Annotated in this window: 24 protein-coding genes and 1 riboswitch; of the genes, 12 read left to right on the plus strand and 12 right to left on the minus strand. The window is 54.2% G+C overall.

Annotation, left to right across the window (positions count from 1 at the left end; translation table 11 throughout):
• Nucleotides 1-107: 107 nt before the first annotated feature.
• The 3 genes from mcbA (at nucleotide 108) to ybiJ (ending at nucleotide 1,340) form a co-directional block, all read left to right on the plus strand.
• On the plus strand, nucleotides 108-368 hold the full coding sequence (gene mcbA, locus ICA20_RS16460) for a DUF1471 family periplasmic protein McbA (RefSeq protein WP_038639101.1): 261 nt from the start codon (nucleotides 108-110) through the stop codon (nucleotides 366-368).
• Between the two features lie 143 nt (nucleotides 369-511).
• Complete coding sequence (locus tag ICA20_RS16465) at nucleotides 512-778, plus strand: DksA/TraR family C4-type zinc finger protein (protein WP_003831562.1); 267 nt, start codon at nucleotides 512-514, stop codon at nucleotides 776-778.
• A gap of 301 nt (nucleotides 779-1,079) precedes the next feature.
• Entirely contained in the window at nucleotides 1,080-1,340 is a 261-nt protein-coding gene (ybiJ, locus tag ICA20_RS16470) for a DUF1471 family protein YbiJ (RefSeq protein WP_006685371.1), read from the plus strand.
• Nucleotides 1,341-1,392: 52 nt separating this feature from the next.
• Here the strand turns inward: ybiJ and ICA20_RS16475 are convergent, their stop codons facing one another.
• The 4 genes from ICA20_RS16475 to rhlE form a co-directional block, all read right to left on the minus strand.
• Nucleotides 1,393-2,523, minus strand: coding sequence for a malate/lactate/ureidoglycolate dehydrogenase (locus ICA20_RS16475; RefSeq protein ID WP_051594512.1), 1,131 nt, complete (start codon nucleotides 2,521-2,523; stop codon nucleotides 1,393-1,395).
• Nucleotides 2,524-2,686: 163 nt separating this feature from the next.
• Nucleotides 2,687-3,655, minus strand: coding sequence for a DNA-binding protein YbiB (gene ybiB, locus ICA20_RS16480; RefSeq protein ID WP_038639100.1), 969 nt, complete (start codon nucleotides 3,653-3,655; stop codon nucleotides 2,687-2,689).
• A gap of 28 nt (nucleotides 3,656-3,683) precedes the next feature.
• The gene (gene dinG, locus ICA20_RS16485; RefSeq protein WP_038639097.1) at nucleotides 3,684-5,834 is read right to left on the minus strand and encodes an ATP-dependent DNA helicase DinG; all 2,151 of its coding nucleotides are present in this window, start codon (nucleotides 5,832-5,834) and stop codon (nucleotides 3,684-3,686) included.
• 96 nt (nucleotides 5,835-5,930) lie between these two features.
• The gene (gene rhlE, locus ICA20_RS16490) at nucleotides 5,931-7,271 is read right to left on the minus strand and encodes an ATP-dependent RNA helicase RhlE (RefSeq protein ID WP_038639094.1); all 1,341 of its coding nucleotides are present in this window, start codon (nucleotides 7,269-7,271) and stop codon (nucleotides 5,931-5,933) included.
• A 221-nt stretch (nucleotides 7,272-7,492) separates the two neighbouring features.
• Between rhlE and cecR the strand changes: the two genes are divergently transcribed.
• From cecR to ICA20_RS16515, 5 genes are read left to right on the plus strand one after another with little or no spacing between them, the layout of a single operon-like run.
• The gene (gene cecR, locus ICA20_RS16495; protein WP_121528794.1) at nucleotides 7,493-8,170 is read left to right on the plus strand and encodes a transcriptional regulator CecR; all 678 of its coding nucleotides are present in this window, start codon (nucleotides 7,493-7,495) and stop codon (nucleotides 8,168-8,170) included.
• On the plus strand, nucleotides 8,167-9,162 hold the full coding sequence (hlyD, locus tag ICA20_RS16500; RefSeq protein ID WP_038639088.1) for a secretion protein HlyD: 996 nt from the start codon (nucleotides 8,167-8,169) through the stop codon (nucleotides 9,160-9,162). The genes cecR and hlyD overlap by 4 nt, the downstream gene beginning before the upstream one ends.
• Entirely contained in the window at nucleotides 9,155-10,891 is a 1,737-nt protein-coding gene (locus ICA20_RS16505) for an ATP-binding cassette domain-containing protein (protein ID WP_038639084.1), read from the plus strand. The genes hlyD and ICA20_RS16505 overlap by 8 nt, the downstream gene beginning before the upstream one ends.
• Nucleotides 10,884-12,017, plus strand: a complete 1,134-nt coding sequence (locus ICA20_RS16510) for an ABC transporter permease (RefSeq protein ID WP_038639081.1) — start codon at nucleotides 10,884-10,886, stop codon at nucleotides 12,015-12,017. The genes ICA20_RS16505 and ICA20_RS16510 overlap by 8 nt, the downstream gene beginning before the upstream one ends.
• Before the next feature lie 10 nt (nucleotides 12,018-12,027).
• Nucleotides 12,028-13,134 (plus strand): ABC transporter permease, encoded by a 1,107-nt coding sequence (locus ICA20_RS16515; RefSeq protein WP_003831543.1) that lies wholly within the window; start codon nucleotides 12,028-12,030, stop codon nucleotides 13,132-13,134.
• Here the strand turns inward: ICA20_RS16515 and ICA20_RS16520 are convergent.
• The gene (locus tag ICA20_RS16520) at nucleotides 13,096-13,506 is read right to left on the minus strand and encodes a YbhQ family protein (protein WP_006685384.1); all 411 of its coding nucleotides are present in this window, start codon (nucleotides 13,504-13,506) and stop codon (nucleotides 13,096-13,098) included. The genes ICA20_RS16515 and ICA20_RS16520 overlap by 39 nt on opposite strands.
• A gap of 132 nt (nucleotides 13,507-13,638) precedes the next feature.
• Here ICA20_RS16520 and ICA20_RS16525 point away from each other — a divergent pair, with 132 nt between their 5' ends.
• The 3 genes from ICA20_RS16525 to ICA20_RS16535 are packed head-to-tail and all read left to right on the plus strand — an operon-like array spanning nucleotide 13,639 to nucleotide 16,600.
• Entirely contained in the window at nucleotides 13,639-14,400 is a 762-nt protein-coding gene (locus ICA20_RS16525; protein ID WP_038639077.1) for an endonuclease/exonuclease/phosphatase family protein, read from the plus strand.
• Nucleotides 14,397-15,638 (plus strand): cardiolipin synthase ClsB, encoded by a 1,242-nt coding sequence (clsB, locus tag ICA20_RS16530; RefSeq protein WP_038639075.1) that lies wholly within the window; start codon nucleotides 14,397-14,399, stop codon nucleotides 15,636-15,638. The genes ICA20_RS16525 and clsB overlap by 4 nt, the downstream gene beginning before the upstream one ends.
• A complete protein-coding gene (locus ICA20_RS16535; protein ID WP_038639070.1) occupies nucleotides 15,638-16,600 on the plus strand; it encodes a YbhN family protein in 963 nt (320 codons plus the stop codon). Before clsB ends, ICA20_RS16535 begins: the two co-directional genes overlap by 1 nt.
• Before the next feature lie 88 nt (nucleotides 16,601-16,688).
• Here the strand turns inward: ICA20_RS16535 and ICA20_RS16540 are convergent, their stop codons facing one another.
• The 6 genes from ICA20_RS16540 to moaA all read right to left on the minus strand — a co-directional run bounded on the left by ICA20_RS16540 (nucleotide 16,689) and on the right by moaA (nucleotide 20,135).
• Nucleotides 16,689-17,393, minus strand: a complete 705-nt coding sequence (locus ICA20_RS16540) for a Bax inhibitor-1/YccA family protein (RefSeq protein ID WP_038639068.1) — start codon at nucleotides 17,391-17,393, stop codon at nucleotides 16,689-16,691.
• Nucleotides 17,394-17,434: 41 nt separating this feature from the next.
• Nucleotides 17,435-17,887, minus strand: coding sequence for a molybdopterin synthase catalytic subunit MoaE (gene moaE, locus ICA20_RS16545; RefSeq protein ID WP_038639065.1), 453 nt, complete (start codon nucleotides 17,885-17,887; stop codon nucleotides 17,435-17,437).
• 1 nt (nucleotide 17,888) lies between these two features.
• Nucleotides 17,889-18,134, minus strand: coding sequence for a molybdopterin synthase sulfur carrier subunit (moaD, locus tag ICA20_RS16550; RefSeq protein WP_038639062.1), 246 nt, complete (start codon nucleotides 18,132-18,134; stop codon nucleotides 17,889-17,891).
• Nucleotides 18,127-18,612, minus strand: coding sequence for a cyclic pyranopterin monophosphate synthase MoaC (gene moaC / locus ICA20_RS16555; RefSeq protein ID WP_038639057.1), 486 nt, complete (start codon nucleotides 18,610-18,612; stop codon nucleotides 18,127-18,129). Before moaC ends, moaD begins: the two co-directional genes overlap by 8 nt.
• Nucleotides 18,613-18,614: 2 nt before the next feature.
• Nucleotides 18,615-19,127 carry a molybdenum cofactor biosynthesis protein B gene (moaB, locus tag ICA20_RS16560; protein ID WP_003035187.1) on the minus strand — a complete coding sequence of 171 codons (513 nt, stop codon included), beginning with the start codon at nucleotides 19,125-19,127 and terminating at the stop codon, nucleotides 18,615-18,617.
• 18 nt (nucleotides 19,128-19,145) lie between these two features.
• Nucleotides 19,146-20,135 carry a GTP 3',8-cyclase MoaA gene (moaA, locus tag ICA20_RS16565; RefSeq protein WP_038639053.1) on the minus strand — a complete coding sequence of 330 codons (990 nt, stop codon included), beginning with the start codon at nucleotides 20,133-20,135 and terminating at the stop codon, nucleotides 19,146-19,148.
• Nucleotides 20,123-20,268: riboswitch (molybdenum cofactor riboswitch) on the minus strand. Its footprint overlaps the gene before it by 13 nt.
• 289 nt (nucleotides 20,269-20,557) lie before the next feature.
• Here moaA and yvcK point away from each other — a divergent pair.
• Nucleotides 20,558-21,466 (plus strand): uridine diphosphate-N-acetylglucosamine-binding protein YvcK, encoded by a 909-nt coding sequence (gene yvcK, locus ICA20_RS16570; protein ID WP_038639050.1) that lies wholly within the window; start codon nucleotides 20,558-20,560, stop codon nucleotides 21,464-21,466.
• A 93-nt stretch (nucleotides 21,467-21,559) separates the two neighbouring features.
• On the opposite strand, the gene uvrB is transcribed toward yvcK, so the two are convergent.
• Nucleotides 21,560-23,581, minus strand: a complete 2,022-nt coding sequence (uvrB, locus tag ICA20_RS16575; protein ID WP_038639047.1) for an excinuclease ABC subunit UvrB — start codon at nucleotides 23,579-23,581, stop codon at nucleotides 21,560-21,562.
• Nucleotides 23,582-23,789 lie beyond the last annotated feature (208 nt).

A 23,789-nucleotide genomic window follows, 5' to 3' on the forward strand; every position in this document is an offset into this window, starting at 1 on the left:
ATTGTTCAAAAAACAGACATGTTATCACCAGTTTTTTGCGGTTAATGTCTTCCGCTGGCGGCCTAAACTTATCAGGCACCACCTGTTGTTTCTCAGAGGATATCACCATGAAGAAATGCCTCACATTACTTGCCGCTACCGTACTAACCGGTATGACGTTCGCGTCCTTTGCCGCACAGCCCAACACCAGCCCAGCAACCGGTCAGCTCCAGGCCTCAGGTACAGTATTCGCTACCGGCGCCACTAACCTGAGCGATCTCGAAGACAAGCTGGCAGAGAAAGCAAAAGAACTAGGCGCAAAAGGCTTTGTCGTTAACTCTGCGGGCGGTAAAAACCAGATGTACGGTAGCGCCACTATCTATAAGTAACCCCTCCACTTCAGCCCAACTGCATTCATCCCGAATGCAGTTTCCTGCGCGAATGGTCTGAAATCTGATACCGCTGATGTGGGGTCGTTTCTCAGCCATCATATTCGCTATACTAATTCTGTAGACAATAACAGGAGGTACATATGGCATCCGGATGGGCAAATGACGACGCAGTTAACGAGCAGATCAACAATACTATTGAAGATGCTGTTGCCCGTGCCCGTGGTGAATTACCGACCGGGGAAAGTCTGTATGAATGCGAAGAGTGCGGTAATCCTATCCCGCAGGCCAGACGTGAGGCAGTGCCAGGCGTACGCTTATGCATAGCCTGTCAGCAGGATAAAGATTCACATAACTCAGCATTTTCAGGATATAATCGCAGAGGTTCGAAAGACAGCCAGTTACGTTGACTTATCTTTACCAAACGTTTCAGCGCAGATAATTTCCTTTACGAGCACGCTTTTTCGCATGCTGTGTAGCAAAATGTGCCGTTGTCGCTTTCACTGTAAAGCGCAGTGACAAGAACTGTAAACCCCTCTTTCGAATTTATTAATATTCAATATGTTATTTGTCATTCAATTTTTTTGATTGACGCCGTCAATTCTATTCGATTTTCTCTCGCATAAAAAAACGTGATACTTCTCACATCGACGAAACAACGTCTTCTTACCAGAACACTGACTAACAGAACAAACCTGCGAGAGATTAATCATGAAAAATATTAAATTTGCCGTTGCCGCCATCGCCCTTTCTACCCTGTCATTTGGCGTTTTCGCTGCCGAGCCAGTTTCCTCCACTCAGGCACAAAGCATGAATAAAATTGGTGTGGTATCTGCTGATGGCGCCACCACGCTGGATGGTCTGGAAGCAAAACTGGCTGAGAAAGCCGCCGCTGCCGGCGCAACGGGCTACAACATCACCTCCGCTGTCGGCAACGACAAAATGAGCGGCACCGCGGTTATCTATAAATAACCGAAAGATTACCTGTACGACCCAATGCTCCAACCCTCATTGACCCTGTTTGTTACCCTTTGTTTGCCCGTCCGCCACTGGACGGGCTTTTTTTTGCCTGGTGTTTCAGCCGTTCACGGAATTCCTGTAACACGGTGTCGGGCATCCCTATTTGCAACGCCGCCTCGCAGATTGCCTGCCAGCTTCCGGCATCCAGCGGAATACCTTGTTCCAGCCTTTCATCACGAGTATTCACCTCCCACTCACCAGGCAACAGGATCGGGGCGTCATCGGCATGTGGGGACGCTTTTACCCACTCAGTAAATGCCGCGACCTGGTTATCGCAATCCGGCGCGCCGAACAGTTCCGGATTAATAATAAGGGTGGTCATACAGTTAATGATGGCGTCCGCACTGGTCTGCAGGCTCTCCTCATGTGTGGTTTTACCACCAGAAAGCGCGCCGCCCATAATTTCGCACATCGCCGCCAACGCATAACCCTTGTGTTGAGCGAAGGTCAGCAACGACCCCAGCGGAGAGACCTGCATCACAGCAGGATCGGTTGTCGGCGCTCCTTCGGCATCAATAAGACATCCCGGAGCCACCGGTTCCCCCTTATGCCATGCCACGCGGGTTTTGCCAAAAGCGATGGCGCTGGTTGCATAGTCCAACAACAACGGGAAAGTATCTTTACGCGGAAAAACGACGCAGAAAGGGTTGGTGCCAAAACGGCTATCGCGGCCGTGGAACGGCGCGACCATCGGGATGCCCACCACATTCACAAAGTGTACCGAGACAAAACCTGCCGCCGCACATTGTTCCGCCCAGTAACCAATACGTCCGATATGGTGCGAATTGTGTAACGCCACGGCGGCGATACCGTACTGGCGCGCTTTTTCAATCCCAAGCGTCATTGCCTCGTGCGCCGCCACCTGACCAAATGCGCAATCGCCATCAAGCGTAATCACCGCCCCCGCATCTTTAACCACTTTGGCATGACGGTTGATCTGCAGATGTCCCTGCGAGAAGGAGCGAATATAGCTTGGGATCATGCCGATGCCGTGGGAGTCGTGCCCGGCGAGGTTAGAGGCAATCAGATGATCGGCCACCAGCCGCGCTTCCTGCTCGTTACTCCCCATCTGGTGAAAAACGGCCTGAATAAAGGCGTGCAGCGTTGGCACATGGAAGCGATGTCCACTGTTCATTGTTATCTCCTGTTGTGTCGCGTGTTTGTTGTGTTTCTTATTTTTCAACAAACTATGCTGCGCCACAGCAGTCAGGAGATCAATAAACGTGCAGAAATTTCACGTTGATGCAAAGGATGAACCGACAGGCCTGGTAAATGACCTGTCGGGGGGAACAAGAAAATTAGAAGCTTTGCCCGACGCGAGCAAGGCCTTCAGCCAGCGAGGAAGATTCGCCGGTTGCGACCAGACAGCAGGCCATCTGAATTTTCAACGAGGCCGGAACAGGCTCGCTACCGGCCAGACAACGTTCAATCCAGCGCGCGGTAGTTTCCGGATCTTTTGCCACTGGCAGCGGTACCGGCTCGTCGGGCATCTCACTCTGACGCTCCTGCAACACTCGCACAGCGGATGAATCGATCAGGCTTATCTGCGGACAGCGCTGCGGGTTGGCATACACCTCGCCTTCTGTACCGTGCATCAACAGGCCACGGCCACCGATGTCGCTAAAGAATTTCGCCACGCGCGATACATATTCCGGATGCGACACGCTGGCAAGACGCAGCGCGGCATCTTCAGCAAACGGCGTGGCGAGTTTAGCCAGCGTATGCGCGCTGTTACGCACGCCCATTCTCCAGCGCATCGCCAGCTGTTTCTCCAGCGGAGGACACAGCGCGCTCACCGGGATAAACACCGGCTCATGACCATCGAGTTTTGCCTGTGCCTGCCCCGCATGCCGCGTTGGCGTAATGCCCATCAGTTCGAAAATGGTTTCTGTCAGCACGCGGGTTGGATCTTCACTGACGCCGTGCACCACTACCGGGAAGCCCAGCTTGTGCAGTAAAATTGCCAGCAACGGAGTCAGATTCGCCTGCTTGCGTGCGCCATTATAGCTGGGAATAACAATGGGCATGGGTTTAGCAACCGGCGGCGTCAAGCGAATAGTATGGTTCTGCATCGCTTCGTAAAAGCCCAGCATCTCCGCTTCCCCCTCGCCTTTAATACGTAGCGCAATCAGTACGCCGCCCATCTCAAGCTCCGGTACATCGCCGTTCAGCATATGGGTATACAGTCCGCGAGCAGTATCCTTATCCAGGTCACGCGCGTGATTTTTCCCTCGCCCAATCTCTTTGATGATTTTGCGGTAATCCATCGATAACTCCTTGCTGTTGCTCACATCGTTAACGCCTGCGGCGGCGCGTGGGTTTCGCTTTTTCTTTTGGTTTTACTATAACGTCTGGCACAGCAGGTTGCTCTATCGGAAATATGGGTAACGCATTCAGTAAACGCTTGCCGTAGTTTTTGGTCAATAAACGCTTGTCATAAATAACCACTTCCCCCCAGCAGCCGTGGCTACGGATGAGTCGCCCGACCTGCTGGATTAAATTAAACGATGCGGCCGGTAAACTCTGTACTTCGAAAGGATAACGATTCAGGCTTTTCAGCCACTCACCCTCGGTGATCACTACCGGGCTGTCGATTGGCGGAAAGGCGATTTTATGAATATGCACCTGCGTCAGCAGGTCGCCTTTCAAATCCAGACCTTCGGCAAAAGATTGCAGACCCACCAGCACGCTACGCTCACCGTTTTGTACCCGTTTGCGGTGTAGCTCCACCAGACGATAGCGCGGCTGATCGCCCTGGACCAGCAACAGCAGACGTAGATCGGCGACGTGCTCAAGAAAACGCTGCATCGCCCGACCGCTGGCAAACAGCACCAGCATGCCCTGATGCTTTTTGCTTTCCAGCTGTTCGCGGAAATAGGCAGCCATTTCCGCAATATGCTGCTCTTCGTTCTCTATCAACGGTTCGTAGCGCATCTGAGGAATAACAATTTTGCCTTGCTCAACATGATTAAACGGAGAATCCAGCGCGACGAAGCGGTCACCGGCCTTTTCTTTGAGGCCGCTCATCTCCTGTAGACGCGAAAAGCTGTTGAGCGAGCGCAGCGTGGCGGAGGTAACGATAATATGTGGTACGCTGCGCCACAGCAGTCTTTCCAGTTGATCGCTCACGCGGATCCCCACGCAGTGGAACCAGACGTGGATCTGCCCGTCACGCACTTCACGCGTCGCCCATTTACTCACCGGAGCGCCTGACGACTGCGCCAGCGAGGCCAGCCGCCACAGCTTGCTTTGCGCTTCGAACATACCCAGCGCCCGGTTCATCTGCAAAATAACCCGATGCAGACGCACAATATCGTGAGTGCCGGTTTTTTCGCTGAGATCGTTGAGGAACAGTTCAGCCAGACCGCGCAGCATTTCTGTGAGCTTCGCCAGGCGCTGACATATCTCCATTACTTCCGCTGGCAGTTCACCCATCGCAAAACGGTGTTCTGCTTCCTGGGTGGCAGGCATATACAGATTAAGAATATTGTTAAGTGAAGAAATCAGTTCATACAGTTCTTCGCAGTGGCCGTTCAGACGCTCGGCATTTGCCAACGGCGGCGTGGTTTTGGGGCGAAACTGCTCAAGGCAGGTAGCCACTAACTTACAAAACAGATCCAACTGCAGTCGATACCAGGGGGCGCTGATTTCCGCACTCATCTCCAGCGCATCGCGCGCAACGTCCGGCAAGTGGTGTCCTTCATCAAGCACCAGCAGCAGGTTTTTCGGCTCCGGCAAAACAGCTTCACTTTCCATGGCGGCCATCACCAGCGCATGGTTGGCAACCACCACTTCGGCTTCCTGAATCTCACGGCGGGCGACAAAAAAAGGACATTCACGATAATAGTGACAATTACGATTCAGACAGCTGGCCTTATCGGTGCTCAGGCGTTGCCAGAGTCCGTCATCAATAGCGATATCCGTGTGATCGCGCAGCCCGTCCCATTTATAGGTGTCGAGGTCGCCTTTCAGCCTGGCGCAGCGCTTTTGCTCTTCCTGGTTATTTGGCGTCAGGTCATCGTCGAGAAAAGCCAGCAGATCCTGCTGATTAGGTTCGGTACTGGCAAGCGCCGCTAAGTTACGTGGGCAGACATAGCGCCCACGACCGAACGCGGCGGTGAAACGCAGGTCAGGAATAATTTTGCGCAGTAACGGCAGATCTTTGCTGTAGATCTGATCCTGCAAGGCGACGTTGGCGGTACTCACCACCAGCGTTTTTTGTTCTTCCCGGGCAATGGCGATTCCCGGAATTAAATAGGACAGGGTTTTCCCCACCCCTGTCGGCGCTTCAATCGCCAGATGCCGCCCTTCTTCCCCGGAGAGCGTTTTCGCAACGTCAGCAATCATCTGCCGCTGCGGTGCGCGGGGGATAAAGTCGGGGATCTGTTCCTGAAGCGCCTTGTACCAGGCGGCAATTTGCGCTTTCAGCGCAGCCGTAAGTGCCATGAGAAAACCTGAAATACTGTATAAACAGCCACTATTGTGGCACTTTCTGAAACGTGTCGCAAAAAGAAAAGCCCGACCTTTCGGCCGGGCTCGCAATTACTGCGCTGAAGACGGTCTGCGCGGACGGCGCGGTGGACGAGGCTTATCGCCTGCCGGTTTGCCTTCGCCGCTACGCGGTTTCCCTTTCGGCGCGCCGCCATCCTGACGACGCGGCTGCTGGCCACGTCCTGCTCCGCCCTGGCCGCGACCGCCGCCACGCTGCTGGCGACCGTTCTGAATCGGCTCAGCTTTGATAGACGGGTCTGGCTCGTAGCCTGGCGTTGCAATACGTGGGATCTCTTTTTTCAGCAGCTTCTCGATATCACGCAACAGTTTGTGTTCATCGACGCACACCAGAGACAACGCTTCGCCGGTGGCGGCCGCGCGGCCGGTACGACCAATACGGTGCACGTAATCTTCCGGGACGTTTGGCAACTCGTAGTTCACCACGTGCGGCAGCTCTTCAATATCCAGCCCGCGCGCGGCAATATCGGTCGCCACCAGCACGCGAATATCACCGGATTTAAAATCGGCCAGCGCACGCGTACGCGCCCCCTGAGATTTGTTACCGTGGATCGCCGCGCTGCGAATGCCGTCTTTATTCAGTTGTTCCGCCAGATGGTTTGCACCGTGTTTGGTACGGGTAAACACCAGCACCTGCTGCCAGTTGCCCTGACCAATCATCTGCGACAACAGTTCACGTTTGCGTTTTTTATCCACGAAATGCACATGCTGAGTCACCTGCTCAGACGCGGTATTACGACGCGCCACTTCGATTTCCAGCGGGTTATGCAGCAGCTTTTCGGCCAGCGATTTAATATCGTCAGAGAACGTTGCCGAGAACAGCAGGTTCTGGCGTTTTGCCGGCAGTTTCGCCAGAACGCGACGAATGTCATGAATAAAGCCCATATCCAGCATGCGGTCAGCTTCATCCAGCACCAGGATCTCTACCTGATCCAGTTTCACCGCATTCTGGTGTTCCAGATCGAGCAAACGACCCGGGGTGGCAATCAGCACATCTACGCCGCCACGCAGCTTCATCATCTGTGGGTTAATGCTGACACCGCCGAAAACCACCAGCGAGCGAATATTGAGATACTTACTGTAATCACGTACGTTTTCGCCAATCTGGGCCGCCAGCTCGCGAGTCGGCGTGAGGATCAGCGCACGAACCGGACGACGGCTTTTACCATGCGGCTGATGAGTCACAAGATGCTGCAACAACGGCAGGGTAAAGCCTGCTGTTTTCCCCGTACCGGTCTGGGCGCTGGCCATCAGATCGCGGCCTTCCAGCACGGCGGGGATCGCCTGCTGCTGAATAGGGGTAGGTTCACGGTAACCCTGCTCGGCAACGGCACGTAAAATCTCAGGGTTCAAACCAAGGGAATCAAAAGACATAACAACTCCGAACCGCCCTGACCGTTACCGGTGTCGTTTTCAGGGAGATACACACAATAGAGATGACAAAAACCACAATGTCATGAAGGGGCGGAGTGTAGCAGTTTTTGTGATGTACCGCATAAATTATCCCTTCAACAGAAATTAACCTCGCGGACTGGACAAGGTTGCACATCAGTCATAATCTTAATCAATCGATTGATTAAGATCAGAGCCGCGCAATGAATACACCCACCATGACAACCAAAGGCGAACAGGCGAAAAACCAGCTCATTGCCGCCGCGCTGGCGCAGTTTGGCGAGTATGGTCTGCACGCCACAACGCGCGATATCGCCGCGCAGGCCGGACAAAACATTGCGGCCATCACCTACTATTTTGGCTCAAAAGAGGATTTATACCTCGCCTGCGCCCAGTGGATTGCCGATTTTATTGGTTCACAGTTTCGCCCGCATGCGGAAGAAGCCGAGCGTCTGTTTACTCAGCCGGAGCCCGATCGTGGCGCGATGCGCGAACTTATCCTGCGCGCCTGTAAAAATATGATCATGCTGTTAACCCAGGACGACACCGTTAACCTGAGCAAGTTTATCTCACGCGAACAGCTTTCACCCACCGCGGCTTATCAACTGGTACACGACCAGGTTATCAATCCGCTGCATACCCACCTGACGCGCCTGATTGCTGCCTATACTGGTCGCGATGCCAACGACACCCAAATGATTCTGCACACCCACGCCATACTCGGCGAGGTGCTGGCCTTTCGTCTGGGGAAAGAAACTATTCTGTTGCGTACGGGCTGGTCACAATTTGATGAGGATAAAACCGCGCTGATTGAGCACACCGTTACCTGTCACATCGATCTTATTCTGCAAGGTTTAACGCAAAGGAGTCTGGAGTCATGAAAAAACCTGTCGTTCTCGGGCTGGTTATCGCGGCCCTCGTTGCCGTGATTGCTGGTGGAACGTGGTGGTATCAAAGTCGGCAAGATAACGGTCTGACGCTCTACGGCAACGTCGATATCCGTAGCGTCAATCTGAGTTTTCGCGTCGGCGGCAGGCTGGCCTCGCTGGCGGTTGACGAAGGCGACGCCATTACCGCCGGTCAGGTGCTGGGAGAACTGGACCACGCGCCGTATGAAAACGCGCTAATGCAGGCAAAAGCGAATGTTGCCGCCGCCCAGGCACAGTACGATCTGATGCTGGCCGGTTATCGTGAAGAAGAGATTGCGCAAACCGCAGCGGCGGTCAAACAGGCGCAGGCCGCCTATGATTATGCGCAGAATTTCTACAATCGACAGGTAGGACTGTGGAAAAGCCGCACCATTTCCGCTAACGATCTGGAAAACGCCCGTTCATCACGTGACCAGGCGCTGGCCTCACTGAAATCCGCGCAGGATAAACTCGCCCAGTATCGCAGCGGTAATCGTGTGCAGGATATTGAGCAGGCGAAAGCCACGCTCGAACAAGCACAAGCTGAGCTGGCGCAGGCTGAACTGAATTTGCATGACACCACGTTAACCTCTCCGTCTGACGGCACGATTCTCACCCGGGCGGTTGAACCGGGTAGCATGCTGAACGAAGGCGGCACGGTACTGACGCTATCACTCACGCGTCCGGTCTGGATTCGCGCCTACGTTGACGAACGAAATCTAAGCCAGGCGCAGCCAGGACGCGAAATCCTGCTCTACACCGATGGCCGCCCGGACAAGCCTTATCACGGTAAAATTGGCTTCGTGTCGCCTACCGCCGAGTTTACCCCGAAAACGGTCGAGACCCCTGACCTGCGCACCGACCTGGTTTATCGTCTGCGCATTGTGGTGACCGACGCAGACAATGCGCTGCGCCAGGGGATGCCGGTAACAATAAAGTTTGGTGATGAGGCACGGCATGACTGACGCCGTCATTACGCTGAATGGGTTGACGAAAAACTTTGCCGGAATGGAAAAACCGGCCGTCGCCCCGCTCGACTGTACCGTTCATGCCGGCTACGTGACCGGGCTTGTCGGGCCGGACGGCGCGGGCAAAACCACGCTGATGCGGATGCTGGCGGGTTTGTTAAAACCCGACGCCGGAAGTGCTGCGGTAATTGGCTTTGATCCCATCAAAGACGACAGCGCCCTGCACGCCGTGCTGGGTTATATGCCGCAGAAATTTGGCCTGTACGAAGATTTGACGGTCATGGAGAACCTCAATCTCTATGCCGATTTGCGCAGCGTCACCGGCGACGTGCGAGAAAAAACCTTTGCCCGGTTACTGGAATTTACCTCGCTGGGTCCGTTTACCGGACGACTGGCAGGCAAGCTTTCCGGAGGCATGAAACAGAAGCTCGGGCTTGCCTGTACGCTGGTGGGCGAGCCTAAAGTGTTGCTGCTGGATGAGCCCGGCGTGGGCGTCGACCCGATATCCCGCCGCGAGTTGTGGCAAATGGTCCATGAACTGGCGGGCGACGGGATGCTGATCCTCTGGAGTACCTCCTATCTGGATGAAGCCGAACAGTGTCGTGATGTGCTGCTGATGAATGAAGGCGAATTGCTGTATCAGGGCGATCCGACCCAGCTTACGCAGACGATGGCCGGACGCAGCTTTTTAATGAGCAGCCCGCAGGAAAATAACCGCCGACTGTTGCAACGCGTGTTAAAACTGCCGCAGGTCAGCGACGGGATGATTCAGGGGAAATCCGTCCGTTTGATCCTGAAAAAAGAGGCTACGGCCCAGCAGATTCAAGACGCGAACGGTATGCCGGAGATAATCATCAACGAAACCGCTCCCCGTTTCGAGGATGCTTTTATCGATTTACTCGGCGGGGCCGGAACATCAGAGTCACCGCTGGGCGCCATCCTGCATACCGTGGAAGGCACGCCTGGCGAAACGGTGATCGAAGCCAAAGCGTTGACCAAAAAGTTTGGCGATTTTGCCGCTACCGACCATGTAGACTTTGCCGTGCAGCGCGGCGAGATTTTTGGCCTGTTAGGCCCCAACGGCGCCGGGAAATCCACCACCTTTAAAATGATGTGCGGTCTGCTGGTTCCTACCTCCGGCAAAGCGCTGGTGCTGGATATGGATCTCAAGGTTAGCTCCGGCAAAGCGCGTCAGCATCTGGGCTATATGGCGCAGAAATTCTCCCTGTACGGCAACCTGACGGTTGAACAGAATCTGCGTTTTTTCTCCGGCGTCTACGGCCTGCGCGGTCGGACGCAGAAAGAGAAGATCGATCGCATGAGTGAGGCATTTGGCCTGAAAAGCATCGCCTCCCACGCTACCGACGAGCTACCGCTGGGCTTTAAACAACGTCTGGCGCTGGCCTGCTCGCTGATGCATGAGCCAGATATCCTGTTTCTCGATGAACCCACTTCCGGGGTTGATCCCCTTACTCGTCGAGAATTCTGGTTGCATATCAACAGCATGGTGGAAAAAGGCGTCACGGTAATGGTGACGACCCACTTTATGGATGAGGCGGAATATTGCGATCGCATCGGACTGGTGTATCGCGGCAAACTGATCGCCAGCGGCACGCCGGACGACCTGAAAGCAAAGGCTGCCGATAACGACACGCCGGACCCCACCATGGAGCAGGCGTTTATTACGCTCATCAATGACTGGGATAAGGAGCATACGCATGAGTAACTCCGCGCTCTCATGGCGACGCGTACGCGCGCTGTGCGTAAAAGAGACGCGCCAGATCGTCCGCGATCCCAGCAGTTGGCTGATTGCGGTGGTGATCCCGTTGTTGCTGCTGTTTATCTTCGGCTACGGGATCAACCTCGACTCCAGCAAGCTGCGAGTGGGAATTTTGCTCGAACAGCAGAGCGAAGAGGCGCTGGATTTCACCCACACCATGACCGGTTCGCCGTACATTGACGCCACCATCAGCGATAACCGTCAGGAATTGATTGAGAAAATGCAGGCCGGACGCATTCGCGGGCTGGTGGTGATCCCGGTAGATTTTGCCCAACAAATGGCGCGACCTGGCGACACAGCCCCTATTCAGGTGATCACTGACGGCAGCGAACCGAATACCGCCAACTTTGTGCAGGGTTATGTCGAAGGCATCTGGCAGATTTGGCAGCAACAGCGGGCTGAGGATCGCGGGGAATCATTTAAGCCGTTAATCGATGTGCAGACCCGCTACTGGTTTAACCCGGCGGCTATCAGCCAGCACTTTATAATTCCCGGGGCGGTAACCATCATCATGACGGTGATTGGCGCGATCCTCACCTCGTTAGTGGTGGCGCGTGAATGGGAGCGCGGCACCATGGAAGCGCTGTTGTCTACCGAAGTTACCCGCGTCGAGCTGCTGCTGTGCAAACTGATCCCCTATTACTTTTTAGGCATGCTGGCGATGCTGCTGTGTATGCTGGTGTCGGTGTTTATTCTTGGCGTGCCCTATCGCGGCTCGTTGTTAATCCTGTTTTTTATCACCAGCCTGTTCCTGCTCAGTACGCTCGGCATGGGCCTGCTTATCTCCACCATCACCCGTAATCAATTTAACGCCGCGCAGGTTGCGCTGAACGCCGCTTTCCTGCCCTCGATTATGTTGTCGGGGTTTATCTTCCAGATAGACAGCATGCCGGCGATTATCCGCGCGGTGACTTACATTATTCCGGCGCGCTATTTCGTCAGCACCCTGCAAAGCCTTTTTTTGGCGGGCAACATTCCGGTGGTGCTGATTATCAACGTGCTGTTTTTAATCGCTTCGGCGGTAATGTTTATTGGCCTGACGTGGCTTAAAACCAAACGTCGGCTGGATTAAGGGGACGGGCATGTTTCATCGCTTATGGACATTAATTCGTAAAGAGCTGCAATCGCTATTACGCGAGCCGCAGACGCGAGCCATTCTGATTTTACCGGTGCTGATTCAGGTCATTCTGTTCCCGTTCGCCGCGACGCTGGAAGTGACCAACGCCACTATCGCTATCTATAACGAAGACAATGGCAAACACTCGGTGGAGCTTACCCAGCGCTTCGCCCGCGCCAGCGCCTTTACGCATGTCCTGTTACTGAAAAGCCCACAGGAGATCCAGCCCACCATCGACACGCAAAAAGCGCTGCTGCTGGTGCGCTTCCCGGCCAATTTTTCGCGGAATCTGGATACCTTCCAGCAAGCGCCCATGCAAATTATCCTCGATGGACGTAACTCGAACAGCGCGCAAATTGCCGCCAATTACCTGCAGCAGATCGTGAAGGAGTACCAGCAGGAGCTGATGGACGGTAAGCCAAAACCGAACAACAGCGAACTGGTGGTGCGTAACTGGTATAACCCGAATCTGGACTACAAATGGTTCGTGGTTCCGTCGCTGATCGCCATGATCACCACCATCGGCGTGATGATCGTCACCTCGCTGTCGGTGGCCCGCGAGCGCGAACAGGGCACGCTCGATCAACTGCTGGTCTCCCCGCTCACCACCTGGCAGATTTTCATCGGCAAGGCAGTGCCCGCGCTGATTGTGGCCACTTTTCAGGCCACCATTGTGCTGGCGATCGGCATCTGGGCTTATCACATTCCGTTTGCCGGTTCACTGGGGCTGTTCTATTTCACGATGGTGATTTATGGGCTGTCGCTGGTCGGTTTTGGTCTGCTGATTTCATCGCTGTGCGCCACCCAGCAGCAGGCGTTTATCGGCGTATTTGTCTTTATGATGCCGGCGATATTGCTCTCAGGCTACGTCTCGCCGGTCGAAAATATGCCGGTATGGTTACAGAATCTGACGTGGATAAACCCGATCCGCCATTTTACGGACATCACGAAACAGATTTACCTGAAGGATGCGAGTCTGAAGATTGTCTGGGGAAGTTTGTGGCCGCTGTTGGTGATCGCGGCCACAACCGGCTCAGCGGCGTATGCGATGTTTCGACGCAAGGTGATGTAGCTTTTTGTCTTTCGCCAGCAGCGACACCACGGCGGGTCCGGCAAGGATCACCAGCCCCGCCAGAGCCAGCAAGACGTTGTTTTGCAGCACGCGCGACAGCAGCCACAGTACAATCATCGCGGCACCGAAATACCACGTCGTAGTGAGTTCTTCCAGCACATCCGCCACGTCGCGCCAGCGCTGTTCATGGTGACGTTGTAAGGCCAGCATTAATAAAACCGTTACGCCGTAAACGACGCATAATCCCAGGCCGACGTGCACCAGCGTGCCGCTCATCCAGCCCATTACCAGCAATGCCACTACCAGTAAATGCAACACAATCTGCCAGCAACTTAGACCCGTTGCGACACGAACACGTTGTTGCCACCTCATGGCTTTTCTCCTGAAGGATTTTCGACTAATTGTTCAGAGTACCGGACTTTACGGAAAATTCCGCAACACCGCATCTTTTTGTGACGACGACTACACTATTTTAATCAGGAAAGTGACGCCAACGGGAGAATCATGGCCAGACAAACAGAACGGTTTTCATTCAATGTGCTCACCATTAATACTCATAAAGGATTTACCGCCTTCAATCGGCGTTTTATTTTGCCTGAGCTGCGAGATGCCGTCAGAACGGTCGGTGCGGATATTGTGTGCCTGCAAGAGGTCATGGGCGCGCACGAGGTGCATCCTCTGCATGTGGAAAACTGGCCGGACACCACGCACTACGAATTTCTGGCGGATACCATGTGGAGCGACTTCGCTTATGGACGTAACGCCGTGTATCCGCAGGGGCATCACGGTAACGCGGTGCTGTCGCGCTATCCTATTGAACATTATGAAAATCGCGATGTGTCGGTCGGCGCGAGTGAAAAACGCGGGGTTCTGTACTGCCGCATCGTGCCGCCGATGCTCTCCCACCCGGTTCACGTGATGTGTGTCCATCTCGGTTTGCGTGAAGCCCACCGTCAGGCCCAACTCGCTATGCTGGCAGAGTGGGTGAATGCCTTACCTGAGGGTGAGCCCGTCGTGGTCGCCGGTGATTTCAACGATTGGCGACAAAAAGCTAATCATCCGTTGAAAGCCAATGCCGATCTTGACGAGATCTTTACCCGCGCCCACGGTCGCCCGGCGCGGACGTTTCCGGTGCAGTTTCCCCTGCTGCGTCTCGACAGGATCTATGTGAAAAACGCGAATGCCAGTACCCCAACGACGCTGGCGCTGCGTCACTGGCGACATTTGTCCGATCATGCCCCTCTGAGTGCGGAGATTCATTTATGAAATTTGGCTGGCGTGAAGGCAATCAAATTCAACTGCTGGAAAACGGCGATCAGTACTACCCCGCCGTGTTTGACGCCATTGAACAGGCGCAGCAAAAAATTATCCTCGAGACCTTCATCTGGTTTGAAGATGCGGTCGGAAAACAGCTGCATGCCGCGCTGCTGAGTGCAGCACGTCGCGGTGTTAAAGCGGAAGTGCTGCTGGATGGCTATGGCTCGCCGGACCTCAGCGACAGTTTCGTTAATGAGCTAACCGCAGCCGGCATTGTTTTCCGCTATTACGATCCGCGCCCGCGTCTGTTCGGCATGCGCACCAATCTCTTTCGCCGTATGCATCGCAAAATTGTGGTCATTGATGACCGCGTTGCTTTCGTCGGCGGCATCAATTATTCCGCTGAACATATGTCGGATTACGGCCCTGAGGCCAAGCAGGATTACGCCGTACGCGTTGAAGGCCCCATCGTGGCCGACATCCTGACATTCGTACTGGAAAATCTGCCGGGCCAGAGCGCCGTACGTCGCTGGTGGCGACGTCATCATCGCGCAGTCGAAAATCATCGGCCTGGCGAAGCGCAGGTACTATTTGTCTGGCGCGACAACGAAGAACATCGTGATGATATTGAACGCCATTATTTGAAAATGCTTACCCAGGCCAGACGGGAAGTGATCATTGCCAATGCCTACTTCTTTCCCGGTTATCGCTTTCTGCATGCCCTGCGTAAAGCGGCCCGACGCGGCGTTCGGGTAAAACTCATTGTGCAGGGTGAACCGGATATGCCGATTGTGAAAGTGGGTGCCCGTCTGCTGTACAACTATCTGGTAAAAGGCGGCGTCCATGTCTATGAATATCGCCGTAAACCTCTGCATGGCAAGGTAGCGCTGATGGACGATCATTGGGCGACGGTAGGTTCCAGCAATCTTGACCCGCTCAGCCTGTCGCTGAATCTGGAAGCGAATCTCATTATTCATGACCGTGCGTTTAACCAGACTCTGCGCGATAACCTGAACCCGATTATTGCGCAGGACTGCAAGCGGGTTGATGAATCCATGCTGCCCAAACGCACCTGGTGGAACCTGACCAAAAGCGTGCTGGCGTTCCACTTTTTACGCCATTTCCCGGCGCTGGTCGGCTGGCTTCCCGCACATACACCACATCTGACCGAGGTAGAACCGCCCGCACAGCCTGCCATGGAAACGCAGGATCGCATTCAAACTGAGGATGTCGGAGGAAAATCCTGATGGCCAAAGCACATCCGCGCTGGCGGTTAGCGAAAAAAATACTCACATGGCTATTTTTCATTGCCGTCATCGTGTTGCTGGTCATTTATGCCAGCAAGGTCAATTGGGAAGAGGTCTGGACGGTAATCCGGGATTACAATCGGACTGCCCTGCTCAGCGCCGTGGGGCTGGTAATCGTCAGTTATTTACTCTACGGCTGCTATGACCTGCTCGGCCGACATTACTGTGGGCACAAGTTGGCAAAACGCCAGGTCATGCTGGTGTCGTTTATCTGTTACGCCTTCAACCTGACGTTAAGCACCTGGGTGGGCGGTATTGGGATGCGTTATCGGCTCTACTCGCGCCTCGGCTTGCCGGGGAGCACTATTACGCGGATTTTTTCACTGAGTATTACCACCAACTGGCTGGGCTATATTCTGCTGGGCGGCTTTATTTTTACCTTTGGCGTGGTCGAGCTGCCCGCGCATTGGTATATCGATGAAGGTACGCTGCGCATTTTAGGCATTGCGCTGCTACTGATTATTGTCGTTTATCTGTGGTTTTGCGCCTTCGCGAAACATCGCCACATCACCATCAGGGGCCAAAAGCTGGTGCTGCCTTCCTGGAAATTTGCCATCGCGCAAATGGTGATATCCAGTACCAACTGGATGGTGATGGGAGCCATTATCTGGCTGTTGCTGGGTCAGGATATCAACTATTTCTTCGTGCTGGGCGTGCTACTGGTGAGCAGTATTGCCGGGGTTATCGTACATATTCCGGCGGGGATCGGTGTGCTGGAGGCGGTTTTTATGGCGTTGCTGGCGGGAGAAGATACTTCTCAAGGCAAGATTATCGCCGCCCTGCTTGCGTATCGCGTCCTCTATTATTTTATTCCGTTGCTGCTGGCGCTTATTTGCTACCTGTTGCTGGAAAGTCGGGCGAAAAAGCTGCGGGCGAAAAACGAGAAGGCAATGGCGAAATGATTTGCCGGATGCGGCTTAACGCCTTATCCGGCCTACTTTCGATACAACTGTAGGCCGGATAAGCGCAGCGCCATCCGGCAACAGACAATTAACGACGATTGCCGAAGATACGCAGCAGCATCAGGAACAGGTTGATAAAGTCCAGATACAGCGTTAGTGCGCCAAGAATCGCGTATTTGCGCAGATTAGAACTGTCACGCAGATCGATCTGCTCACCGATGTTTTTCAGCTTCTGCGTGTCATAGGCAGTCAGACCGACAAACACAATCACCCCAATGTAGGTTACCGCCCACATCAACGCTTCGCTCTTCAGCCAGAAGTTAACCAGCGAAGCCAGCACAATACCGATTAGCGCCATAAACAGCATATTGCCGAAACCGCTGAGATCGCGCTTAGTGGTATAACCGTACAGGCTCATGATGCCAAACATCCCGCCGGTGACCACAAAGGTACTGGCGATAGACGAGTAGGTATAGACGATGAAGATGCTCGACAGCGTTAACCCGGTTAACGCCGAATAGAGCATAAACAGCGTGGTTGCCACACCGGCGCTCAGCTTTTGCACCATGCCGGACAAAACGAACACCAGCGCCAGTTGGGCGATAATCAGGCCAAAGAAGGTGATTTTACTGGAGAAGACAAACATCATCACCGCGGGCGTATTTGCCGCATACCAGGCGATAAACGCCGTCAGCAACAACCCGCAGGTCATCCAGCCATAAACCTGCGCCATATACGTTTGCAGGCCGGAACGCGCCTGCACAATAGAATCGGATCGTGGGAATCGGTCCATGACAATCTCCTGAATCAGTATGAGCCTATAACAATTGTACTCTACCAGCGTTTTGCTGCTAGCTTATCGCTGTCACGGGCATCCACCCAACGTTCACCTTCCGGCGTGGCCTCGCGCTTCCAGAACGGTGCGCGAGTTTTCAGATAATCCATAATGAACTGCCCGGCATCAAACGCGCTACTACGATGCGCGCTGGTCACGCCAACAAAAACGATTTCATCGCCGGGCCACAGCGCGCCGATGCGATGAATCACCGTCACCCGTCCCAGCGGCCAGCGCGTACGCGCCTCGTCGACAATCTCCGCCAGCGCTTTTTCGGTCATGCCGGGATAGTGTTCCAGCGTTAATGCCTGCACACTGTCGCCGAGGTTGTGGTTACGCACTTTACCGGTGAAGGTCACTACGGCGCCGTCTTCATCACGCTCGGCAAGCCAGGGATACTCTTCCCCAACGCTGAACGGCGCATGCCCAACAACAATTCGCGTCTCAGCCATCTTAACCTCCGGTTACCGGTGGGAAGAAAGCCACTTCATCACCTGCATTAAGGGGATGGTCAAAACTGACCAGCGTCTGGTTCACCGCCGCCAGCAGCTTGCCGTCCTCCAGCGCCAGCGCCCAACGATCGCCTTGCGCCGCCAGATGCTGGCGCAGCGCTTCGACCGTTGGAAATTCAGCGGTGACCTCTAAAGCATCCGTGTTGACCAGTTCACGGACCTGGGCAAAGAAAAGAACCTTAATCATGCACATCCACCTTAAAATCTCCCGACTTGCCGCCGCTTTTTGCCAGCAGGCGCACCGGACCAATCACCATGTCCTTTTGCACCGCTTTGCACATGTCGTAGATGGTCAACGCCGCCACGGAGGCCGCCGTTAACGCTTCCATTTCCACACCGGTTTTCCCGCTCAGGCGACACAGCGTCTCAATGCGTACACGATGGTGTTCCGGTTCGGCATGCAGGTTGACTTCGACCTTACTCAGCATCAGCGGATGACACAGCGGGATAAGATCCCAGGTTCGTTTGGCCGCCTGAATACCGGCAATGCGCGCCGTGGCGAAAACGTCGCCTTTATGGTGGCTACCATCGATAATCATCGCCAGCGTTTCGCTGCGCATCGTCACGAATGCTTCAGCACGCGCCTCGCGTACCGTTTCTGCTTTGCCAGAGACATCCACCATGTGGGCTTCGCCAGCGGCGTTAATATGAGTCAGTTGCGACATACTTATTTCTTCAAATGTGGGTGGAAATTACACGGACGCGTACGGGCATCAAGCTGAGGTGCAATGATATTTTCCCAGGCGGTACGGCACGCTTTGGTCGACCCCGGCATGGCGAAAATCAGCGTTTTATTCGCAACCCCGGCAATTGCCCGGGATTGCAGCGTCGCGGTGCCGATCTCTTCAAACGAGAGCATACGGAATACTTCGCCAAAACCTTCAACTTCTCTGTCGAACAGTGGTTGCAACGCTTCCGGCGCCTGGTCACCTTCGGTCAGTCCGGTGCCGCCGGTAATAAGCACAACCTGCACATCGTCACTGGCAATCCAGGCGGAAACCTGGGCACGGATGGCATAACGGTTCTCTTTGACAATCGCCTTGTCAACAATCTGATGGCCCGCTTCCTGCGCCGAGTCACGCAGGTAGTGACCGGAGGTGTCATCCTCTTCGCCGCGACGGTTGGAAACAGTAAGAATAGCAATGCGTGTCGGGATAAATTCAGCGCTTACCTGACTCATGGAAACTCCTTTTAGCGATCAGCCGCCAATGTAAGATAAGTTTTGCGTAATACCGGTATTGTTCTGATGCAGGAAATGGGTCTGCTTTTTCTCCAGCAGCGCGGTAGAAATGCGTTCTTCCAGCGCGGATTGCTGAGCGTCATCTTCCAGCAAGTCACGCAGGCTTACGCCGCCTTCACCAAATAAACACAGATGAAGCTTGCCGACAGAGGAAACGCGCAGACGATTACAGGTGGCGCAAAAGTCTTTCTCATAAGGCATGATCAGACCAATTTCGCCAGCATAATCAGGATGGCAGAAAACCTGAGCCGGACCGTCGCTGCGCAGGCGTTGCTGGTGGATCCATCCTCGACGCAGAAGCTCATCGCGCAGTACTTGCCCTGAGATATGATGCTTACGGAAAAGTGAACTGCCCTCCCCCGTTTCCATCAGTTCAATAAAACGCAGTTGAATAGGGCGAGGTTGGATCCACGCCAGGAAGGTGTCCAGTTGATGATGGTTTACATCGCGCATCAACACAGTGTTGACTTTGACTTTTTCAAAACCGGCTGCAAAGGCGGCGTCAATGCCCGCCATCACCTGCTGAAATTTGTCCTGCCCGGTAATGGCGTGAAACTGACGGGCATCGAGACTGTCGACGCTGACGTTGAGTGCCGTCAACCCGGCATCGCGCCAGGCGGCGGCATCGCGCGCCAGACGATAACCATTGGTCGTTACCGCAATCTGACGGATAGCGTCGTTTTCACGCACAGCGGCAATAATGTCGGTAAAATCGCGACGTAATGATGGTTCGCCCCCTGTCAGGCGCACTTTTTCCGTCCCCAGACTGGCGAACGCACGGGTGACGCGGCGAATTTCATCAACGGTCAAAAAGCCGTTATTGGTGACCCCGCCGGGCTTATAGCCATCCGGCAGGCAGTAGGTGCAACGAAAGTTACACACATCGGTAATCGACAAACGTAAGTAGTAAAACTTACGCGCGAAAGCATCGGTAAGTTGAGAGCCCATGTACACCTTTCCAAATACGGGAGACGCAGTCATTTCTTCCTGCGCCCTGGTGACAATCTCGTTCGAGCATTGCCACGGCCAAAGCACCGTATCATTTGACCCAGGTGCAGAGGCTAGAGTGTTTATACTCATCATACTTTGAGTACGTAGTGGTTATGCCGATACTAGCGTGTAAATGGCGATAATGCCAAGCACACTTACGCTGTATAAATACGTATATAACGACATGATCGTGCAATTTCGCTACAGAATAAGCAAAAACCACAGTTTTGCATTGATATACATCATCTTGCTGTCAGGTGCATGTCGTCAGAAAGGAGTAGATCGCCGAAAATTAATTTCGGCAAATGCCAACTGGATAATTGCTGAAAACACGCTATTTACGGTACTGTAGCGCCGATCAATTGATATCAGGAAACTCTATGCGCACTCGCACGCTGGCAGATTTAGATCGCGTTGTCGCTCTCGGCGGAGGGCATGGATTAGGACGCGTTCTCTCCTCACTTTCCCCTTTAGGCTCACGACTGACGGGTATCGTCACCACCACCGATAATGGCGGCTCCACGGGGCGTATTCGTCGTTCTGAAGGCGGCATCGCCTGGGGTGACATGCGTAACTGCCTGAACCAGTTAATTACCCAACCCAGCGTTGCATCCGCTATGTTTGAATACCGTTTTGGCGGTAATGGCGAGCTTTCCGGACATAACCTCGGAAATTTAATGTTAAAGGCGCTCGATCACCTCAGCGTGCGGCCTCTCGAAGCCATAAATTTAATTCGCAACCTGCTCAAAGTCGATGCGCATTTAATTCCGATGTCTGAGCTGCCGGTGGATCTGATGGCTATTGATGATCAAGGGCATGAAGTCTATGGCGAAGTGAATATCGATCAGCTCACTATCCCACCTCAGGAACTGATGCTGTCGCCAAAAGTCCCTACCACGCGAGAAGCGGTTGAGGCAATCGCCGAAGCAGATTTGATTCTGATAGGACCAGGCAGTTTTTATACCAGCCTGATGCCGATCCTGCTGCTCGACGAACTGGCGCAGGCATTACGGCGTACACCCGCCAGGATGGTCTACATTGGCAACCTGGGTCGCGAATTAAGCCTGCCAGCAGCCAGCCTGACGCTTAACGATAAGCTGGCAATCATCGAACAGTACGTTGGCAAGAAAGTGATTGACGCGGTGGTTGTCGGCCCGAAAGTAGATGTTTCCGCCGTTACCGACCGCATTGTGATTCAGGAAGTGCTGGAAGCCAGCGATATTCCGTACCGTCATGACCGTCAGCTGCTGCACAGCGCGCTGGAGAAAGCGGTCCAGGCATTAGGCTGAGTGGATTTGCCTGATGCGCTGCGCTTGTCAGGCCGACAAACGCAAGCACCCCGTAAGCCGGATAAGGGGGGGTACCCCGCATCCGGCACAGGATTACGATGCCGCAATAAATAACTCGCGCAGCTGATGCAACTGGTCGCGGATCGTCGCAGCCTCTTCAAATTCGAGATTCTGCGCATGCTGCATCATCTGCCCTTCCAACTCGTGAATCTTTTGCTGCAGGGCTTTTGGCGTCATATCCAGTTCAACAACGTCAGACTTCGCACCCGCACGTGACTTCCCTTTGCCCTTCGCCTTGGTCTTCGCAATATTCTGACCCAGCGCCAGAATATCGACCACTTTCTTGTTCAGCCCCTGCGGCGTAATACCGTGCTCTTCGTTATAGCGCTGCTGCTTCTCGCGACGACGTTCAGTTTCACCAATCGCCCTGGCCATCGAGGCGGTAATTTTATCGCCGTAGAGTATAGCCTTGCCGTTGATGTTACGCGCCGCGCGACCGATGGTCTGGATAAGTGAGCGTTCAGAGCGCAGGAACCCTTCTTTGTCTGCGTCCAGAATTGCCACCAGCGAGACCTCAGGCATGTCCAGCCCCTCACGTAACAGGTTGATACCCACCAGCACGTCAAACTCGCCCAGGCGCAGGTCACGAATGATTTCCATACGTTCCACGGTATCGATGTCTGAGTGCAGATAGCGTACCCGCTCGCCGTGCTCTTCGAGGTATTCGGTGAGGTCTTCCGCCATGCGTTTGGTAAGCGTGGTGACCAGCACACGTTCGTTAATCGCCGCACGCGTGCGGATCTCCGACAGCAGATCGTCAACCTGCGTCGCCACCGGACGCACTTCTATCACCGGATCCAGCAGGCCGGTCGGTCGTACTACCTGATCAACCACGTCATCACCGGATTTCTCCAGCTCATAGTTCCCCGGCGTCGCCGAGACGTAGATGGTCTGCGGAGCCAGTGCCTCGAACTCTTCAAATTTAAGCGGACGGTTATCCAGCGCCGAGGGCAAACGGAATCCGTATTCGACCAGGGTCTCTTTACGCGCCCGGTCGCCACGGTACATACCGCCAATTTGCGGGATAGTGACGTGGGATTCATCCACTACCAGCAGACCATCAGCCGGCAGGTAATCAAACAACGTCGGCGGCGGCTCGCCTGGACCGCGTCCGGACAGATAGCGGGAATAGTTTTCAATCCCCGAGCAATAACCCAGCTCGTTCATCATTTCCAGATCGAACTGTGTACGCTGGCTTAAGCGCTGCTCTTCCAGCAACTTGTTATTCGCCAGCAGATTTTTACGGCGGTCTGCCAGCTCGACTTTAATTTCTTCCATCGCCTGCACGATACGTTCGCGCGGCGTGACGTAGTGCGTTTTCGGGTAGATGGTATAGCGGGAAATGGTCGATTCAACCTGCCCGGTAAGCGGGTCAAACAGCGACAAACGCTCGACTTCCTCATCGAACAGTTCCACGCGCAGCGCAATGTCGTCGGATTCAGCCGGGAAAATGTCGATAACTTCACCGCGCACGCGGAAGGTCCCGCGCTGGAATGCCTGATCGTTACGGGTATATTGCAGCTCCGCCAGACGACGCAGGATCGCGCGCTGGTCAATGATCATCCCCACCGTCAGATGCAGCATCATTTTCAGATACAGGTCCGGGTCGCCCAAACCATAAATGGCGGAAACCGACGCCACCACAACGACATCCCGACGTTCCAGTAGCGCTTTGGTCGCCGACAGACGCATCTGCTCAATGTGTTCGTTGACCGAGGCATCCTTCTCGATGAAGGTATCAGAACTCGGTACGTAAGCTTCCGGCTGATAATAGTCGTAGTAGGAGACAAAATATTCCACCGCGTTTTCCGGAAAGAACTCTTTCATCTCGCCATATAGCTGCGCGGCAAGCGTCTTGTTAGGCGCCAGCACCATGGTAGGACGCTGTAGGTCCGCAATCACATTCGCGATGGTGAATGTTTTCCCCGAACCCGTCACCCCCAGCAGCGTCTGATGCGCCAGACCGTCCTCCAGACCTTCTTCCAGGCGACGTATCGCCTCAGGCTGATCGCCAGAGGGTTTAAAAGCGGAATTTAGTTTGAACGGTTTACTCATGAGCAGCTACCTGAAGCAATGGGCGGGCAGGTGTGTAATTTTACTCGCAGTCGTATATTTTGCCAGTAAAATATACTGGATGAAAAAACAGTAACGCGCCAGAATATTTCTGTTACACCCGCAAAATAGCCGTGACTGCAGGCCAAAATTTGCCCCCAGACAAGATAAAACACCAGCAAAAATGTGTTATCCCCAAACCAATGCCTTT

The sequence above is a fragment of the Citrobacter sp. C5_2 genome, assembly GCF_014596845.2.
Classification (GTDB): Bacteria; Pseudomonadota; Gammaproteobacteria; order Enterobacterales; family Enterobacteriaceae; genus Citrobacter; species Citrobacter werkmanii.

What these genes read in the sequence shown, in the direction of transcription:
- mcbA (WP_038639101.1), top strand. Translation starts at nt 108, where the DNA reads ATGAAGAAATGCCTCACATTACTTGCCGCTACCGTACTAACCGGTATG.
- ICA20_RS16465 (WP_003831562.1), top strand. Translation starts at nt 512, where the DNA reads ATGGCATCCGGATGGGCAAATGACGACGCAGTTAACGAGCAGATCAAC.
- ybiJ (WP_006685371.1), top strand. Translation starts at nt 1,080, where the DNA reads ATGAAAAATATTAAATTTGCCGTTGCCGCCATCGCCCTTTCTACCCTG.
- ICA20_RS16475 (WP_051594512.1), bottom strand. Translation starts at nt 2,523, where the DNA reads ATGAACAGTGGACATCGCTTCCATGTGCCAACGCTGCACGCCTTTATT.
- ybiB (WP_038639100.1), bottom strand. Translation starts at nt 3,655, where the DNA reads ATGGATTACCGCAAAATCATCAAAGAGATTGGGCGAGGGAAAAATCAC.
- dinG (WP_038639097.1), bottom strand. Translation starts at nt 5,834, where the DNA reads ATGGCACTTACGGCTGCGCTGAAAGCGCAAATTGCCGCCTGGTACAAG.
- rhlE (WP_038639094.1), bottom strand. Translation starts at nt 7,271, where the DNA reads ATGTCTTTTGATTCCCTTGGTTTGAACCCTGAGATTTTACGTGCCGTT.
- cecR (WP_121528794.1), top strand. Translation starts at nt 7,493, where the DNA reads ATGAATACACCCACCATGACAACCAAAGGCGAACAGGCGAAAAACCAG.
- hlyD (WP_038639088.1), top strand. Translation starts at nt 8,167, where the DNA reads ATGAAAAAACCTGTCGTTCTCGGGCTGGTTATCGCGGCCCTCGTTGCC.
- ICA20_RS16505 (WP_038639084.1), top strand. Translation starts at nt 9,155, where the DNA reads ATGACTGACGCCGTCATTACGCTGAATGGGTTGACGAAAAACTTTGCC.
- ICA20_RS16510 (WP_038639081.1), top strand. Translation starts at nt 10,884, where the DNA reads ATGAGTAACTCCGCGCTCTCATGGCGACGCGTACGCGCGCTGTGCGTA.
- ICA20_RS16515 (WP_003831543.1), top strand. Translation starts at nt 12,028, where the DNA reads ATGTTTCATCGCTTATGGACATTAATTCGTAAAGAGCTGCAATCGCTA.
- ICA20_RS16520 (WP_006685384.1), bottom strand. Translation starts at nt 13,506, where the DNA reads ATGAGGTGGCAACAACGTGTTCGTGTCGCAACGGGTCTAAGTTGCTGG.
- ICA20_RS16525 (WP_038639077.1), top strand. Translation starts at nt 13,639, where the DNA reads ATGGCCAGACAAACAGAACGGTTTTCATTCAATGTGCTCACCATTAAT.
- clsB (WP_038639075.1), top strand. Translation starts at nt 14,397, where the DNA reads ATGAAATTTGGCTGGCGTGAAGGCAATCAAATTCAACTGCTGGAAAAC.
- ICA20_RS16535 (WP_038639070.1), top strand. Translation starts at nt 15,638, where the DNA reads ATGGCCAAAGCACATCCGCGCTGGCGGTTAGCGAAAAAAATACTCACA.
- ICA20_RS16540 (WP_038639068.1), bottom strand. Translation starts at nt 17,393, where the DNA reads ATGGACCGATTCCCACGATCCGATTCTATTGTGCAGGCGCGTTCCGGC.
- moaE (WP_038639065.1), bottom strand. Translation starts at nt 17,887, where the DNA reads ATGGCTGAGACGCGAATTGTTGTTGGGCATGCGCCGTTCAGCGTTGGG.
- moaD (WP_038639062.1), bottom strand. Translation starts at nt 18,134, where the DNA reads ATGATTAAGGTTCTTTTCTTTGCCCAGGTCCGTGAACTGGTCAACACG.
- moaC (WP_038639057.1), bottom strand. Translation starts at nt 18,612, where the DNA reads ATGTCGCAACTGACTCATATTAACGCCGCTGGCGAAGCCCACATGGTG.
- moaB (WP_003035187.1), bottom strand. Translation starts at nt 19,127, where the DNA reads ATGAGTCAGGTAAGCGCTGAATTTATCCCGACACGCATTGCTATTCTT.
- moaA (WP_038639053.1), bottom strand. Translation starts at nt 20,135, where the DNA reads ATGGGCTCTCAACTTACCGATGCTTTCGCGCGTAAGTTTTACTACTTA.
- yvcK (WP_038639050.1), top strand. Translation starts at nt 20,558, where the DNA reads ATGCGCACTCGCACGCTGGCAGATTTAGATCGCGTTGTCGCTCTCGGC.
- uvrB (WP_038639047.1), bottom strand. Translation starts at nt 23,581, where the DNA reads ATGAGTAAACCGTTCAAACTAAATTCCGCTTTTAAACCCTCTGGCGAT.